Here is a 15,824-nt window from a genome sequence, read left to right as displayed (position 1 = left end):
ACCCACGACTGTTGGCAGGCTTTGACCAACTCTTGTCCCGACATGGCGGCGACGCGACGGCCGAACCCGCTCTTGCGCCAGTATAATCCCCATTTCCGCTTCGGGCTATGGAAATCGCCGCGCGGGGCCGGCGGTTCCGAAACGGACCTCCTGGTCGCCCGGGGCGCGCGGGGGCGGCGTCAGGCGGCGGGCAGGAGCAGGGTCGCCTCGAGGCCCGGCGCGGCGTCGGCGAGTTCGAGGCTGCCGCCGGCGGCCTCGGCGATCTCGCCGGCGATGGCGAGGCCGAGGCCCTGGCCGGGGAAGCGGGCGTCGAGCCGGACGCCGCGGGCGCGCATGCGCTCCAGCGCCTCCGGCGCCGCGCCCGGGCCGTCGTCGCGGACGCCGATGGCGGCAAGGGCGCCGCGGCGCCCAGCCATCAGCGTGACGCGGGTGGCGGCGTGTCGCGCGGCGTTCTCGGCCAGCGCGCCGAGCGCCTCGATCAGGTCGGTCGGGTCGATCCGGACCCGGAGCGCCGCCTCGGCGCGGACCTCCCAGGCGACGCGGCGGCCCTCGGGGGTGCGCTTCAGCACCGACAGGACGCCGGCGATCACGGCGCCCGGATCCGCGACGGCGGCGCGGGCGGCGCCGGCGACGCGGGCGCGCGCCAGTTCGCGCTGCACGTGCCGGTCGATGGCGCTGGCGACGTCCTCGATCCCCGTCGCCGCCGACGCCGCCCCCGCGGCGCGCACCCGCGCCGCCTCGCCGATCAGCGCCTGAAGCGGCGTCTTGAGCGCGTGGGCGAGATCGCCGGCTCGGGCCCGGGCGCGCTCGACGTCGGTCTCGCGCGCCGCGATCAGCGCGTCGATCTCGGCGGCGAGCGGTCGGACCTCGGAGGGGAAGTCCTCGCCGAGCCGCGTCGCTCCCCCCGAGCGGAGGGCGGCCACGCGCTCGCCGACATGCGCGAGCGGGCGGAGGCCGATCGTGACCTGGGCCCAGCCGGCAGCGAGCAGCGCAATGGCAAGGAGCGCGAGATAGGGCGTGAGGTCGCCGAGGAAGGCGCGCCGTGCCGCCGTCAGGTCGGCCCGGTCCGTGGCGACGGTCGCTTCGACGCTCTCGTCCCCGATGCGCAGGGCGCGCGTCGCGACCAGCAGGGCCTCGCCGCGGGGGCCAGTCATGTGCAGTTCGCGCAGGTTCGGGTCACTGGACGCGCGCGGCGGAAGCGTCAGCTTCTGGTCCCAGAGCGAACGCGAGCGCAGGGTCCGGCCGCCGGTCTCGATCTGCCAGTACGACCCGGAGAGCGGCTGGACGTAGCCCGGATCCGAAGGCGCCCGCGCGACGATCAGCCCTTCCGATCCCGTTCCGAGGCCGGCGGCGAGGTGATCGAGTTCGGCCGAGAGCTCGGCGACGGCGAGCCGCTCGACGTGCCGGTCGAAGAGGAGCGCCAGCCCCAGCGCCGCCACGGCGAGGGTGGCCGCCAGCGCCGCCGCGCCGGCGATCAGGAAGCGCAGGCGCAGCGAGCCTCGCGTCACCTGGCCGGCCCGCCGTCGAGGTCGAGCCCCTCCTCGAGGAAGTAGCCGAAGCCCCGGCGGGTGCCGATCACCCCGGTCCCGACCTTGCGGCGAATCCGGGCCACCAGCGCCTCGAGCGCGTTCGCCTCGCGGGCGTCGTCGTCGCCGTAGAGATGCTCCAGCAGTTCGGAGGGCGGCGTGACCTTGCCGGGCTGGAGCGCGAGAAAGGCGACGAGCCGGTATTCCAGCGCCGAGAGGCCGACGGGGCGGCCGTTCAGCGTGACGCTCATCCGCGTCGTGTCGATGACGAGCCCGCCCACCTCCTGCACGGCGCCGCCGCGCCCGGCCGAGCGGCGCACCAGCGCGCGGGCCCGGGCGACCAGTTCCTCCATGCGAAAGGGCTTCGGCAGGTAGTCGTCGGCGCCGGCGTCGATACCCTCGACGCGCTCGGACCAGGTGCCGCGCGCGCTCAGGATCAGCACCGGCGTCTCGCGGCCGTTGGTCCGCCAGCGCTTCAGCACGGCAAGTCCGTCCATCTGCGGCAGGCCGAGGTCGAGAACGATCAGATCGTAGTCTTCGGTGTCGCCGAGGAACCACGCCGTCTCGCCATCGCCGGCGGTCTCGACGCGGAACCCCGCCGCAGTCAGCGCCGCGACGAGATCACGGGCGATCCGCGGGTCATCCTCGACGGCAAGCGCGCGCATCGGGTCAATCGACCTCCTCCTCGACGTCGATGACTTCGCCCGTGACGGCGTCCACGTCCACCTCGAAAAGCCGCCCGTCGGCGGTGAGGATCTCGATTTCATAGACCCAGCGGCCGTCGTCCGTCTCGATCTCCGTCTCGATGGCGCGGCCGCCGAACTCCGCCTCTATGCCGGGCAGTATGTCGCTGAGCCGCTTGATCTCGCCCCTCTGCACGGCGCCGAGGGCGCGTTCGAAGTCGGGGTCGAGCTGCGGGGTGTCCACAACCGGGGGCGATGCGCCCTGACCGCCCGCGGAGAGCGGGACGAGCAGCGCGGCGGCGCAGAGCGGGGCGAGGAGACGAACGCGCGATCTCATTCCGACACCATGCCTCGGACGACCTGACGGGACGCTGACGGAGCGCATCAGCCAGGTGTCAGGCGACTCGGATGATGAAGGCCGTGTCGGATGCGCCGGGCGGAGGAGCCGCGGCGGCGGACCGGACGGCGGCCCGGAAGGGCGCAGAACCGATAATCGGAAGGGACTCGACATCATGGCGACGATCAACGGCAACAACCGGAACAACGAGATCGACGGCACGAACCTCGCGGACATCATCCGCGGCCTCGGCGGCCACGACGAGATCGACGGCAGAGGCGGCAACGACCGCATCTTCGGCGGCACGGGGAACGACGAGCTGGATGGCGGCGCGGGCAATGACGACCTGCGCGGGGACGACGGCAACGACGAGCTCGACGGCGGTGCGGGCAACGACGTCCTCCGCGGTGGCTCGGGCAACGACGAGCTCGACGGCGGGTCGGGCAACGACGTGCTCCTGGGGGGCGCGGGCCGAGACCGGCTCGAGGGCGGCGCCGGCAACGACCGGCTCTTCGGCGGCTCGGGCGCGGACATCTTCGAGTTCGAGCGCGGCGACGGCCGCGACGTGATCGAGGACTTCGAGGACGGCCTCGACCGGATCGACCTTGACGATTTCAACTTCGCCAATGCCGGCCAGGCGCTGGCCCGCGCCGACCAGGTCGGCGCCGACGTGGTGTTCGACTTCGGGAACGCGGGCCGACTGGTGGTGCGCGACACCGATATGGCCGATCTCGGCGCGAGCGACTTCATCCTTTGATCCGGAGCCGTCGCCGTTCCTGCGCGGGGCGGAGGTTCGAGGCGCGGGGACGCGGGGGCAACCTCGCGTCCCCGTTTCCGTCTCGGGAGGGGCGGCGGCCGCGGCGCGACGTCACGATGCCGAAGCCTGACGGAATGCTGACGGGCGGTGTCAGGGGGCCGTCAGGCGACTCGGGGCATAGCGGAAGCGTCGGGACCGACGCGGTCCCAGACTCGGAACATCAGCGACGGAGAACGAGAGATGGCGACGATCAACGGCACCAGCGGGGCCAACGTCCTGCGCGGCACGAGCCTCAAGGACATCATCCGCGGTTACGCCGGCAACGACGAGATCTATGGCCTTGACGGCGGCGACCACATCTATGGCGGCCTCGGCAACGACGAGCTCGACGGCGGCGCGGGCAACGACGCGATCCGCGGCGAGGACGGGAACGACGAGATCGACGGCGGGCTCGGCGACGATTCGCTCTCGGGCGGGATCGGCAACGACGAGATCGACGGGGGCGCGGGCAACGACCGCATGTGGGGCGGGTCGGGCAACGACGAGCTTGACGGCGGCGATGGCGGGGACGTGATCCGCGGCGACGACGGGAACGACGAGATCGACGGGGGCGCGGGCAACGACTCGCTCTTCGGCGATGCCGGCCGCGACCGCATCGACGGCGGCTCGGGCAACGACCGCGTGCGGGGCGGCGCCGACGCGGACGTCTTCGAGTTCGAGAAGCGCGACGGCCACGACACGATCTACGACTTCGAGAACGGCCTCGACCGAATCGACCTCGACGACTTCAACTTCTCCACCGCGTCGCAGGCGCTCGCCTACGCCGACCAGCGTGGCGCCGACGTCGTCTTCGACTTCGGCTCGAACGGCAGCCTGACGCTGCTGAACGTCGACCTCGACCAGCTCGGGTCGAGCGACTTCATCCTCTGACGATGGGTCCAGCCGGGCCGCTCCGCCAGCTGCGGGGCGGCCCGAACCTCGCGACGCGTCAGCCCAGGGCCTCGTCGCAGCGGGCGCAGACGCCCGCGTGGACGTGACTGCCCACGTCGGGCAGGATCTGCCAGCAGCGCGCGCATTTCTCGCCCTCGGCCAGCCCAGGCATGACCGCGACGCCATGGGCGTCGTCGAGCCGGAAGGCGTCCGCCGGCGCCGGCGCCCCGGTCACGGCGATCGCCGAGACGATGCAGGCTTCGGCGAAGTCCGCGCCTTCGAGCGCGGCGAGCGTGTCTGGGTCGGAGACATGGACGACCGGCGCCGCCTCGAGGCTCGCGCCGATGCGCTTCTCGCGCCGCTCGATCTCCAGCGCGCCGGTGACGACGCGGCGGGCGCGGCGGACGTATTCCCACTTCGTCCCGATCGCCGGATCGTACCAGGCCGCCGGCGTCTCGGGGAAGTCGACGAGATGGACGGAGCTTTCCTCGCCGGGATGCCGCTCCAGCCAGACCTCTTCCATGGTGAAGGGCAGGATCGGCGCGAGCCAGGAGACGAGCCGGGCGAAGAGCGCGTCGAGCACGGTGCGGGCGGCGCGCCGCCGCGTCGAGGTCGCCGCGTCGCAGTAGAGCGCGTCCTTGCGGATGTCGAAGTAGAAGGCGGAGAGATCGACGGTCGCGAACTGGAAGAGCGCCTGGAACACGCCCTGGAAGTCGTAGGCCGCATAGCCCTCGCGCACCGTCGCGTCGAGCTCGGCCAGCCGGTGCAGCACCCAGCGCTCCAGCTCCGGCATCTCGTCGAGGCCGAGCCGCTCGGCGGGCTCGAACCCGTCGAGCGCCCCGAGCAGGAAGCGCAGCGTGTTGCGCAGGCGCCGGTAGCTGTCGGCGACGCCCTTGAGGATCTCCGGCCCGATGCGCTGGTCGACGCTGTAGTCGGTCTGAGCCACCCAGAGCCGCAGGATGTCGGCGCCGTACTGCCTGATGACATCCTGCGGCGCGACGGTGTTGCCGACGGACTTCGACATCTTCAGCCCGTTCTCGTCGAGCGTGAAGCCGTGGGTCAGCACGCCTTTGTAGGGCGCGCGGCCGCGCGTGCCGCAGGCCTGCAGGAGCGAGGACTGGAACCAGCCGCGGTGCTGGTCGGTGCCTTCGAGATAGAGGTCGGCCGGCCACACCCCGTCGTCGCGGTCGCGGAGCGCGAAGGCGTGGGTCGAGCCGCTGTCGAACCACACGTCGAGGATGTCCATGACCTGCTCCCACTCGGCCGGGTCATGGTCGTTGCCGAGGAACCGCGCCTTGGCGCCCTCGGCGTACCAGGCGTCGGCGCCCTCCGCCTCGAAGGCGTCGCGGATGCGGGCGTTCACCGCCTCGTCGCGCAGCAGCTCCACCTTGCCCTCGGGCAGCCGCCTGACGAAGCAGGCGAGCGGCACGCCCCAGGCGCGCTGGCGCGACAGCACCCAGTCGGGGCGCGTGCTCACCATCGAGTGGATGCGGTTCCGCCCGGTCAGGGGGGTCCACTGCACCAGCCGCTCGATCGAGGTCAGCGCCCGCTCGCGGATGGTGTCGCCGTACTCGCCCATGCCGTCGCGGAGCGGCTGGTCGACGGCTACGAACCACTGCGGCGTGTTGCGGTAGATGACCGGGGCCTTGGAGCGCCAGGAATGGGGGTAGGAATGCTTGATGCGCCCGCGCGCGGCCAGCGCGCCGGCCTCGATCAGCTTCTCGATCACCGCCTTGTTGGCGGGGCCTTCCTTGCCCTTGGCGTCGAGGATCCGCATCCCCGCGAAGAAGGGAACGTGCGGTGCGAAGGACGAGTCCTCCAGCACGTTATGCGTCATGCGGTCGACGAAGCCATTCCTGACGAACAGCTCGTAGTCGTCAAGGCCGTGGCTCGGCGCCATGTGGACGAAGCCGGTGCCGGCATCGTCGGTGACGAAGTCGCCTTCGAGGACGGGGATGTCGTAGTCCCAGTACGGATCTAGGAGCGCGAGCGGGTGGCGGCAGACCGCAGGAAACCGCTCGCTGGGAACCAGACCTCGTAGTCGTTCGTATCCGTTTGCACGAGCCGAGCTGAAGAAGCTCTCGGCCAGAGCGTCGGCAATCACAAGCCTCTCCCCGGTCGCGACCCAGTTGTCGGCCGGCGCATCGGTCACCTCATAGAGGCCATAGGAGATATTGGGTGAGTAGGCGATTCCACGGTTCGACGGGATCGTCCACGGCGTCGTCGTCCAGATGACGATGCTGGCAGCCAATAGGTCATCGATGGTTCGGTCGGAACTTAGTCCGTGAGAGATCGGGAACTTCACCCAGATCGTGTGGCTCTGGTGGTCCCTGTATTCCACCTCCGCCTCGGCGAGCGCGGTCTGCTCGACGGGCGACCACATCACCGGCTTCGACCCGAGATAGAGCGAGCCGTTCATCACGAACTTCATGAACTCGTCGGCGATGACGGCCTCGGCGTGGAAGTCCATGGTGCGATAGGGATCGTCCCAGTCGCCCGTCACCCCGAGCCGCTTGAACTCCTCGCGCTGCACGTCGAGCCAGTGCGCGGCGAAGGCGCGGCATTCGGCGCGGAACGCCTTCGCCGCGGCCGGGTCGGTCAGGTCGGGCTTGGCCTTGCCGGCGGCGAGGTATTGCTTCTCGATCTCCCACTCGATCGGCAGGCCGTGGCAGTCCCAGCCGGGGACGTAGCGACTGTCGCGCCCCATCATCTGCTGGGAGCGGACGATGAAGTCCTTCAGCACCTTGTTGAGGGCGTGGCCGATGTGGAGGTGGTTGTTGGCGTAGGGCGGCCCGTCGTGGAGCACGAAGGGCGCCCGCCCCGCCGCGGACCCGCGCAGGCGGGCGTAGACCCCGAGCCGCTGCCAGCGCTCGAGCCAGCCGGGCTCGCGGCCCGGCAGGCCGGCGCGCATCGGGAAGTCCGTGCGCGGCAGGAACAGGGTGTCCTTGTAGTCGGGGGCGTCGGTGACGGAGACGTCGGCAGGCATGGGAGATCCTCGGGCGCGGGCGAAGAGGGACGTGACCCGGCGGCCCCGAGACGGCTCAGGACGCCGGGGACGTAATTCGCGCGGTGAAGCCGATCCTCGCCATGCGAGGGCTTCTAGCCGCGGCGAGCCCGGCCCGCAATGCGCATTTCGGGCCGCTTGCCACGGACGCCGCCCCGCGCGAAGGCTGATCCGAAGCGCGCGGTAGGCGGGACATGAGCGAGACATCCACCCTGCGCCTCTACCTCCGTGCGCTCCGCCTCCTCGGCGCCGAGCGCGGCGTGACCGCGCTCCTCGCCGTCGCCGGCGTCCTCGTCGCGCTGGTCCAGCTCGCCGAGCCGGTGCTCTTCGGCCGCGTCGTCGATGCGATCGCACGCGGGACCGGGCCCTTCTGCGTCATCGCGCTCTGGGCGGGGCTCGGGCTCTTCGGCATCGTCGCGGGCGTCGTCGTCTCGGTCCAGGCCGATCGGCTCGCCCATCGCCGCCGCCTCGCCGCCATGGGCGAGGCCTTCGAGCGCGCGATCACCCTGCCGCTCGGCTACCATGCCGAGCGTGGCTCCGGCGCGGTGGTGCGCGCCATTCTCGCCGGCTCCGACGCGCTCTTCGCCCAGTGGCTTTCCTTCCTGCGCAGCCAGCTCACCGCCGCCGTCTCGATCCTGCTGATGATCCCGGCCGCGATCAGCCTCGACCCGCGCATGGCGGCGATTCTCGGCGGTCTCGCCGTCGCCTACGCCGCGATCAACCACCTTGTCATCCGCCGCACCGGGGCCGGCCAGCGCAGCGTCGAGCGCCACCATGGCCGGGTGTTCGGCCGCGTCGGCGACGTGCTCGGCAACGTCACCGTGGTGCAGAGCTATTCCCGCGTCGGCGCCGAGATGGCCGAGATGCGCACGGCGATGGACGACCTCCTCGCGGCGCAGTACCCGGTCCTCACCTGGTGGGGCCTCGCCACCGTGCTCTCCCGCGCCGCCGCCACCATCGCCATGGTGCTCGTGCTGGCCGCGGGCGCGGTGCTGGCCGCGCGCGGCGAGATCGGCGTCGGCGAGGTCGTCGCCTTCGTCGCCTTCGCCAACCTCCTGATCGGCAAGCTCGACATGCTGTCGAGCTTCGTCGCCCAGGTGTTTCGCCAGGCCCCGACGCTCGCCAGCTGGTTCGCGCTGATCGACGCCGAGGGCGCGGTCGCCGAACGCCCGGGCGCCGTGCCCCTCGACCCGGTCGTGGGCGCGGTCGCCTACGAGGACGTCAGCTACCGCTTCCCCGGCGCGACGGAGGGCGTCTTCGACCTCGATCTCGCCGCCCGCCCCGGCGAGACCGTGGCCCTCGTCGGCCCGACCGGCGCCGGCAAGACGACGGCGCTCGCGCTCCTGCAACGCCTGCGCCAGCCCGACCGGGGGCGCATCACCATCGACGGAACCGACATCGCCGACGTCACCCTCGCCTCGCTGCGCGCCAGCGTCGCGGTGGTGTTCCAGGAGGCGGGGCTCTTCAACCGCTCGATCGCCGAGAACATCCGCGTCGGCCGCCCAACGGCGAGCATGGCCGAGGTCGAGCGCGCCGCCACCCTCGCCGAGGCGCACGAGTTCATCGCGTCGAAACCCGGCGGCTACGACTTCGTCATCGGCGAGCGCGGCGCAGCGCTCTCGGGCGGCGAGCGCCAGCGCATCGCCATCGCCCGCGCCATCCTCAAGGACGCGCCGATCCTGATCCTCGACGAAGCGACGAGCGCGCTCGACAACGAGACCGAGGCGAGGATCAAGCGCGCCCTCGACGCGCTGCGTCGCGGCCGTACCACCTTCGTGATCGCGCACCGGCTCTCGACCGTCGCCGACGCCGACCGGATCCTCGTGCTCCGGCGCGGCCGCATCGTCGAGCGCGGCGGCTTCCGCGACCTCGCCGCTGCGGGCGGCCTCTTCGCCCGCCTCGTCGCCGAGGGCGGCTTTGTCCAGAACACCGGCCGCGAAGGGCCGGACGCCGCGCCCATGTGACTGGCGCGCCCGGCCGGGCAGGCGTATCCTGCCGCCCGGGAGGGCCGGAGCGATGTCCCAGCAGTCCCGACACGACGCCTGGAGCGCCGGCGATAGCTATGACCTCTACATGGGGCGCTGGAGCCGGTTGACGGCGGCACGCTTCCTCGACTGGGTCGACCCGCCGCCGGGACTCGACTGGCTCGAGATCGGTTGCGGGACGGGCGCGCTCGCCGGGACGATCGTCGCGCGCTGCGCGCCCGCGAGCCTCACCGGCGTCGAGCCGTCCGAGACCTTCCTCGAGCAGGCCCGCGCCAGTCTTGGCGCCACCGCACGGCTCCTGCCCGGCGACGCGCAGGCGCTGCCCGTCCCTGACCACGCCCACGACATCGTGGTCTCCGGCCTCGTCCTCAACTTCGTGCCCGACCGGGCGCTGGCGCTCGCCGAGATGCGCCGCGCCGTGCGCCCCGGCGGCACGGTCGCCTTCTACGTCTGGGACTATCCCTCCGGCGGCCTCGAATTCGTCCATGCCTTCTGGTCCGTCGCGACCTCGCTCGACCCGGCGGCGGCAGACCTTGCCGAGGACCGCCGCTTCCCCTTCTGTACGGCGGAGGCCTTGGCGCGCCCTCGCCGAGGCGGCCGGCCTCGCGGACGTCGCCTGCGCCGCGCTCGCGGTCCCGACAGTCTTTCGTGACTTCGACGACTACTGGCGCCCCTTCACCCTCGGCTCCGGCCCGGCGCCCGGGTACTGCGCCACCCTCGACCCCCCGGCCTGCGCGCGCCTGCGAGAGGCGCTGTCGCAGGACCTCCCCCGCTCCCCCGACGGCACGATCCCGTTCGTCGCCCGCGCCTGGGCCGTGCGCGGGATCTCCGCCTGACGGTCAGATTGAAGGAAACCCAAGGCTTTCATTCAGGTTAGCTAACCTGGAGAGCAGTCGGTCCCGCGCGAACGCGCGCGGGACAGGCAAAGAAGACTCGCGCGCACCTGCGCGCCCCTTGTGGCGGCAACTGCCGCCTCCCGTCCGTCAGCCCGGCGCCTACCCCTTGCCGAAAAGCCCGGTCAGAGCCCGCCCGATCAGGTTCGAGACCCTGGGCCGCGGCAGCGCGACGAAGGGCAGCGGTCGGCAGACGTCCATCGCCGCGACGCCCACGCGGGCGGTCAGCGCCCCGTTGACCACACCCTCGCCGAAACGCCGCGACAGGCGCGCGGCGAGGTGGCCGCCCGCGACGGAGCCGATCAGGTCGTCCCCGACGGCCACCGCGCCCGTGGCGAGAAGATGCGTCGCGACCTCGCGCAGGAGCCGCAGCGAGCCGAGCAGGCCGGCATGGGCTCCGTAGATCTCGGCGATCCGGCGGATCATGCGGATGTTCTGCGAGGCCGCGGCCATGACGTCGACGAGCGCCAGCGGCACGACGGCGGTGGCGGCGGCCACGGTGCGGGCGGCCGCCTCGATCTCGCGGCGGGCGGCGTTGTCGAGCGGCTCCAGCAGGTGGCGCTCGGTGACGGCGAGAATGGCGTCGGGGTCGAGCAGGTGGGCGCGCTCGGCGGCGAGCGTGTCGCGCGACCACTGGAGCTCGGGCCGGCCGCCGTAGAAGCGCGCCAGCCGCTCGGCCAGCGCGGCGGCGGCGCGGGCGTCGGCGGCGGCGGTGACGGCGCTGGCCTCGGCGCGGAAGGCGTCGATGCGCGCGAGCTTGCGCATGGCGAGGAGCTCGCGCGCCACCTGACCGAGCAGGAGCAGGGCGAAGAGGCCCATCAGCAGCAGGACCGCGGTTCCGAGCACCTCGCTGCGGGCGAGCAGACGGGTCACGTAGTCCCAGGCGGCGATGCCGATCATCATCGAGACGAGCGCGCCTGCCGTCGGCCAGAGCCAGCCGCCGCCGCGCGGCGGGCGGGCGGCGAGTTCGGCCATGCGCACCATGGCGGCGCCGGTCGGCGGCTCGTCGGGCGGCGGCGGCGCGCTCGCCGGATCGACGTCGCTCTCGCCGAGCGCCGCGGCGGGGATGACGAAGGGCTCGGGCGCGCGGCTCATGCGCGTCGGCCGGCTCGGGCTGGCATCGGGGCCGTCCTCACAGCTTGTCTCCGAACAGGAACTCCGCGGCCCGATCGAGCCGGATATGGGGCAGGCCGTCGCCCGGGGCCTGGGACAGGCGCGGCGGGGCGAAACGGGGAACCCGCCAGGCCGCCGCCTCGCGGCCGGCGCCCGCGCCGCGGGCGCCGGCGAGCAGGTTCGCGACGTCCTCGGGCAGGTCGCCGGGGAAGACCGCGACCTCCTCGCCGGTGTCGAGGCTGCGGCCGCGGACGACGTCGATGGCGCGGCCGTCGCGGGTCACCGTCGCTTCGGTGGTGGCGCGCAGGCTCGCGATCGCCATGGCCGCGGTTTCGGCGCCGCGAAAGCGGGCGCGACTGCGGGCCTCGGCGACCAAGGCCTCGGCCACGGCGGCGAGGCGGGCGTGCTGCGTGTGGTGGACGTGGTCGGCGCGGGTGGCGGCAAAGAGGATGCGGTCGATCCGCCGGCCGAGGATCGGCGCGAGCCAGGAGTTTGCGCCGGGGCGGAAGCAGCCGAGGATGTCGGTCATCGCGACGCGCAGATCCTCGACGGCGCGGGGTCCGTCGTGCAGGGCGCCAAGTGCGTCGATCAGCACGACCTGACGGTCGAGCCGAGCGAAGTGGTTGCGGAAGAACGGCTCGACCACGACGCGCTTGTAGGACTCGAAGCGCTTGTCGAACGCGCGCCAGAGCGAGCCGGAGGGCGTCCGGTCCGGGCGCGGCAAGGGCGAGAAGGTGAGCGCGGGCGAACCTTCGAGGTCGCCCGGCATGAGGAACCGGCCGGGGGCGACGGAGGAGAGCCCGGCCTCGCGGGCGGCCCGGAGATAGGCGGTGAACTCGGCCGCCAGCTCCCGGCTCGTGCTCTCGTCGAGCGGCGCGGCAGGGTCGCGGGGCTCGAGTCGGGCAAGCCAGCCTTCGGCCAGCCGCGCGCGGGCCGGCGAGCGCGCGGCGGCGATTGCGGACAGCGACCATTCGGTGAACGAGAGGCTCATCAGCGGCAGGTCGAGCAGCCATTCGCCGGGATAGTCGGTGATGTCGAGGTGGACTGTGCGCGGCCCCGAGAGCGGCGCGAGGAAGCCCGAGGGCGCGAGGCGCAGCGACAGGCGCAGCGTCGAGATCGAGCGCGTGCCGTTCGGCCAGCGCGGCTCCGGCGCGAGCAGCGCGGCGAGGTGGTCCTCGAAGGGAAAGCGCGGCACCGTGTGGTCGGGCTGCGGTTGCAGGTAGGCGGCGAGGAAGCGGCCCTGCGCCGCGGCGCGGAGCTGCGGCATCCGGGCGCGCTCGAGCAGGTTGGCGACGAGCGAGGTGACGAACACGGTCTTGCCGGCGCGCGACAGCCCGGTGACGCCGAGGCGGATCACCGGGTCGAACAGGCCGCCGATCTCCTGGACCTGGTCCTCTATCGTGCGGGTCAGGCGGTCGGCGATGCGGGCGAGGTCCAAGTCGCGGCTCCCGGGGGGCGTCGCGGAGACCTAGGCTCTCGGACGCGGGCTTGCAACCTGCGCCACACGACCGCCGTCGGCCGCCTGCGGCCTTGGCTCGGCAGGCGGCCCGGGGTAGGGGGCGGGAATGCCCCGCTACGCGCTCAGGGTGGAATACGACGGCGGGCCGTTCGCGGGCTGGCAGCGGCAGGCCGTGGCGACGAGCGTGCAGGGGGCGCTGGAGGCGGCGGTGGCGCGGATCGAGCCCGGCGGCGCGGCGGTGTTCGGCGCCGGGCGGACCGATGCGGGGGTCCATGCCGAAGGGCAGGTCGCGCATGTCGATCTCGGCCGGCACTGGGAGCCGGCCCGGCTGGCGGCGGCGCTGAACGCACATCTGCGGCCGCAGCCGGTGGCGGTGACGGCGGCGGCGGCGGCGGGCGCGCGGTTTCATGCCCGGTTCGACGCGGTGGAGCGGACCTATGTCTACCGGATCGTGGCGCGCGCGGCGCCGCTGGCGCTGGAGCGGGGACGCGCCTGGCGGGTAGCGCGACCCCTCGACGTGGCGGCGCTTCGCGAGGCGGCGGCCTTTCTCGTCGGGCGGCACGACTTCACCACCTTCCGGTCCTCGATCTGCCAGGCCGCGAGCCCGGAGAAGACCCTCGACGAGGCGTCGGTCGAGGCTTTGCCGTATCCGGGCGGAATGGAGTATCGCTTTCGCCTCCGCGCCCGGTCCTTCCTGCACAACCAGGTGCGCAGCATCGTCGGCACCCTGGAGCGCGTCGGCGCGGGGGCCTGGACGCCCGGGCGCGTGAGGGACGCGCTCGCGGCGCGCGACCGGGCGGCCTGCGGGCCGGTCGCGCCGCCTGACGGGCTGTGCCTGACGGCCGTGCGCTATCCGGTCGACCCGTTCGGTTGAGGGGCCTTCCCGGCGGCGCTTGCGGCCGCTAACGTCGCCATCCGGCGGACAGCGGACGGAGTGGGGATGGACGGGCCTGCAATCGAGGCGAGGGGGCTGAACCTCGTCTTCGAGACGAACGACGGGCCGGTGCAGGCGTTGAAGGACGTCGACCTGACCATCGGGCGCGGGGAGTTCGTCAGCTTCATCGGACCTTCGGGCTGCGGCAAGACCACGTTCCTCCGCGTCGCCGCCGACCTCGAGACCCCGACCTCGGGGACGGTCCGGGTCAACGGCGCGAGCCCGGAAGCCGCGCGGCAGGCGCGGGCCTACGGCTATGTGTTCCAGGCGGCGGGGCTGTTTCCCTGGCGCACGATCGCCGGGAACGTGCGGTTGCCGCTGGAGATCATGGGTTATCCGCGGGCGGAGCAGGATGCGCGGGCGGCGCGTGCGCTCGGCATGGTGGAGCTTGCCGGGTTCGAGAAGAAGTTTCCCTGGCAGCTCTCGGGCGGGATGCAGCAGCGGGCCTCGATCGCGCGGGCGCTCGCCTTCGACGCCGACCTGTTGCTGATGGACGAGCCCTTCGGGGCGCTCGACGAGATCGTGCGCGACAAGCTTAACGAGCAGTTGCTGGAGCTCTGGGCGACGACGGGCAAGACCATCGCCTTCGTGACGCACTCGATCCCCGAGGCGGTCTATCTCTCGACCCGGATCGTGGTGATGAGCCCGCGGCCGGGGCGGGTGACGGACGTGATCGAGAGCCCGCTGCCGCGGGAGCGGCCGCTCCACATCCGCGAGAGCGCGGAGTTCCTCGCCATCGCGGCGCGGGTCCGCGACGGGCTGCGGGCAGGGATCGGCGATGAGGTCTGAAGCGGCTAACACGCGTGATAGCAGTGCAAGATATTGATATAATTGATGTAAATTCCCATGAGGCTCGTCTGCGCGCGGGCGTGCCCGCCGACGCGGACGGGTGCGCGTTGATCTTCAACGCCTGGCTCGACGCCACGGACTGGATGCCGCGCCGCCACCCGCCGGGCGCGGTGGCGCGGTTTCATCGCGAGCACCTGTTCAAGACCTGCCGGATCATCGTCGCCGACGATCCGGAGGGGCGGGGGCTCGCGGGGTATCTCGCGCTCGACGGCGAGGGGTTCGTCGCGGCGCTTTACCTCGCGGACTGGGCGCGGGGGCGGGGGCTGGGCGCGCGGCTTCTCGCCGAGGCCAAGACGGCGCGGCCGGAGGGGCTGCGGCTCCACGTCTTCGCCGCCAACGAGGGGGCGCGGCGGTTCTACGCGCGCGAGGGCTTCGTAGAGACGGGCGGCACGGACGGGGAGAACGAGGAGGGGTTGCCGGACCTGTTCCTCGAATGGCGGGCGTTCCGGTGACGGCGGGACGGGACTGGCTGCCGGTGGCGACGATCGTCCTCGGGATCGTGGCGCTCTGGTACGTCTTCGCGGTGATCCTCAACGCGCCCTGGGCCTATGACCAGGCGGGGCGCGACGGGGTGACGCTCGGGCCGGCGGATCTGGTGGCGGCGACGCTGAGCCAGGAGCGGCCGCGGCTGCCGGCGCCGGACCAGGTGGCGACGGAGCTGTGGAAGAGCACGGTGGAGGTGAAGCCGACCTCGAAGCGGAGCCTCGTCTATCACGCCTGGGTGACGCTGTCGGCGACGCTCGCGGGCTTCGCGCTCGGCGCGGCGCTCGGGATCGGGCTCGCGGTCGCGATCGTGCATGACCGCACCTCGGATGCGAGCGTGATGCCCTGGGTGATCGCGAGCCAGACGATCCCGATCCTCGCCATCGCGCCGATGATCGTGGTCGTGCTGAACTCGGTCGGTGTCTCGGGACTGCTCCCGAAGGCGTTGATATCGACGTATCTTTCCTTCTTTCCGGTCGTCGTCGGCATGGTGAAGGGGCTGCGCAGCCCCGACGCGCTCCTCATCGACCAGATGCGGACCTGGAACGCCTCCGCCGGGCAGGTGTTCCGCAAGCTGCGCTGGCCGGCGGCGACGCCGTACCTGTTCGCCTCGCTCAAGGTCGCGGCGGCCGCGAGCCTCGTCGGCGCCATCGTGGGGGAGTTGCCCACCGGCGCGCAGGCGGGCTTGGGCGCGCGGATGCTGTCGGGGAGCTACTATGGCCAGACCGTGCAGATCTGGTCGGCGCTGTTCATGGCGGCGATCCTCGCGGCGATGCTCGTCGGGCTGATCGGGCTCGCGGAGCGAATGGCGGTCCGGGCCATGGGCGGCAGGCCGGGGAGGTAGGAACGATGGACTTGCGGCCCTGCCCGG

At 72.5% G+C, this 15,824-nt stretch carries 14 protein-coding genes; 8 read left to right on the top strand and 6 right to left on the bottom strand.

What is annotated here, in order from left to right; translation table 11 throughout:
• Positions 1 to 179: 179 nt before the first annotated feature.
• From KBA23_RS05165 to KBA23_RS05155, 3 genes are read right to left on the bottom strand one after another with little or no spacing between them, the layout of a single operon-like run.
• Positions 180 to 1,508, bottom strand: a complete 1,329-nt coding sequence (locus tag KBA23_RS05165; RefSeq protein ID WP_290737468.1) for a HAMP domain-containing sensor histidine kinase — start codon at positions 1,506 to 1,508, stop codon at positions 180 to 182.
• Entirely contained in the window at positions 1,505 to 2,191 is a 687-nt protein-coding gene (locus tag KBA23_RS05160; RefSeq protein ID WP_290737466.1) for a response regulator transcription factor, read from the bottom strand. Before KBA23_RS05160 ends, KBA23_RS05165 begins: the two co-directional genes overlap by 4 nt.
• 4 nt (positions 2,192 to 2,195) lie before the next feature.
• Positions 2,196 to 2,546, bottom strand: a complete 351-nt coding sequence (locus KBA23_RS05155; RefSeq protein ID WP_290737464.1) for a PepSY domain-containing protein — start codon at positions 2,544 to 2,546, stop codon at positions 2,196 to 2,198.
• 175 nt (positions 2,547 to 2,721) lie between these two features.
• On the opposite strand from KBA23_RS05155, the gene KBA23_RS05150 reads away from it, so the two are divergent.
• Both KBA23_RS05150 and KBA23_RS05145 read left to right on the top strand, forming a co-directional pair.
• Complete coding sequence (locus tag KBA23_RS05150) at positions 2,722 to 3,303, top strand: calcium-binding protein (RefSeq protein WP_290737461.1); 582 nt, start codon at positions 2,722 to 2,724, stop codon at positions 3,301 to 3,303.
• 240 nt (positions 3,304 to 3,543) lie between these two features.
• Complete coding sequence (locus tag KBA23_RS05145) at positions 3,544 to 4,233, top strand: calcium-binding protein (RefSeq protein WP_290737458.1); 690 nt, start codon at positions 3,544 to 3,546, stop codon at positions 4,231 to 4,233.
• Positions 4,234 to 4,291: 58 nt separating this feature from the next.
• Here the strand turns inward: KBA23_RS05145 and ileS are convergent, their stop codons facing one another.
• Complete coding sequence (gene ileS, locus KBA23_RS05140; protein WP_290737455.1) at positions 4,292 to 7,219, bottom strand: isoleucine--tRNA ligase; 2,928 nt, start codon at positions 7,217 to 7,219, stop codon at positions 4,292 to 4,294.
• Between the two features lie 212 nt (positions 7,220 to 7,431).
• On the opposite strand from ileS, the gene KBA23_RS05135 reads away from it, so the two are divergent.
• The gene (locus KBA23_RS05135) at positions 7,432 to 9,201 is read left to right on the top strand and encodes a glucan ABC transporter ATP-binding protein/ permease (protein ID WP_290737452.1); all 1,770 of its coding nucleotides are present in this window, start codon (positions 7,432 to 7,434) and stop codon (positions 9,199 to 9,201) included.
• A 52-nt stretch (positions 9,202 to 9,253) separates the two neighbouring features.
• Positions 9,254 to 9,874: a class I SAM-dependent methyltransferase gene (locus KBA23_RS05130; RefSeq protein ID WP_290737449.1), complete on the top strand. Its 621-nt coding sequence runs from the start codon at positions 9,254 to 9,256 to the stop codon at positions 9,872 to 9,874.
• A 343-nt stretch (positions 9,875 to 10,217) separates the two neighbouring features.
• Here the strand turns inward: KBA23_RS05130 and KBA23_RS05125 are convergent, their stop codons facing one another.
• Complete coding sequence (locus tag KBA23_RS05125) at positions 10,218 to 11,210, bottom strand: TIGR01620 family protein (RefSeq protein WP_290737446.1); 993 nt, start codon at positions 11,208 to 11,210, stop codon at positions 10,218 to 10,220.
• 37 nt (positions 11,211 to 11,247) lie between these two features.
• Positions 11,248 to 12,666 (bottom strand): YcjX family protein, encoded by a 1,419-nt coding sequence (locus KBA23_RS05120; protein ID WP_290737443.1) that lies wholly within the window; start codon positions 12,664 to 12,666, stop codon positions 11,248 to 11,250.
• Positions 12,667 to 12,793: 127 nt separating this feature from the next.
• On the opposite strand from KBA23_RS05120, the gene truA reads away from it, so the two are divergent.
• The 4 genes from truA to KBA23_RS05100 all read left to right on the top strand — a co-directional run bounded on the left by truA (position 12,794) and on the right by KBA23_RS05100 (position 15,797).
• Positions 12,794 to 13,561, top strand: coding sequence for a tRNA pseudouridine(38-40) synthase TruA (truA, locus tag KBA23_RS05115; RefSeq protein ID WP_290737440.1), 768 nt, complete (start codon positions 12,794 to 12,796; stop codon positions 13,559 to 13,561).
• A gap of 66 nt (positions 13,562 to 13,627) precedes the next feature.
• Complete coding sequence (locus KBA23_RS05110) at positions 13,628 to 14,410, top strand: ABC transporter ATP-binding protein (protein WP_290737437.1); 783 nt, start codon at positions 13,628 to 13,630, stop codon at positions 14,408 to 14,410.
• A gap of 107 nt (positions 14,411 to 14,517) precedes the next feature.
• Positions 14,518 to 14,922, top strand: coding sequence for a GNAT family N-acetyltransferase (locus tag KBA23_RS05105; protein WP_290737434.1), 405 nt, complete (start codon positions 14,518 to 14,520; stop codon positions 14,920 to 14,922).
• On the top strand, positions 14,904 to 15,797 hold the full coding sequence (locus tag KBA23_RS05100; RefSeq protein ID WP_290737431.1) for an ABC transporter permease: 894 nt from the start codon (positions 14,904 to 14,906) through the stop codon (positions 15,795 to 15,797). The genes KBA23_RS05105 and KBA23_RS05100 overlap by 19 nt, the downstream gene beginning before the upstream one ends.
• Positions 15,798 to 15,824 lie beyond the last annotated feature (27 nt).

Source organism: Amaricoccus sp., assembly GCF_017995835.1.
Classification (GTDB): domain Bacteria; phylum Pseudomonadota; class Alphaproteobacteria; order Rhodobacterales; family Rhodobacteraceae; genus Amaricoccus.
This window is presented reverse-complemented; position numbering and strand designations above follow the sequence as displayed.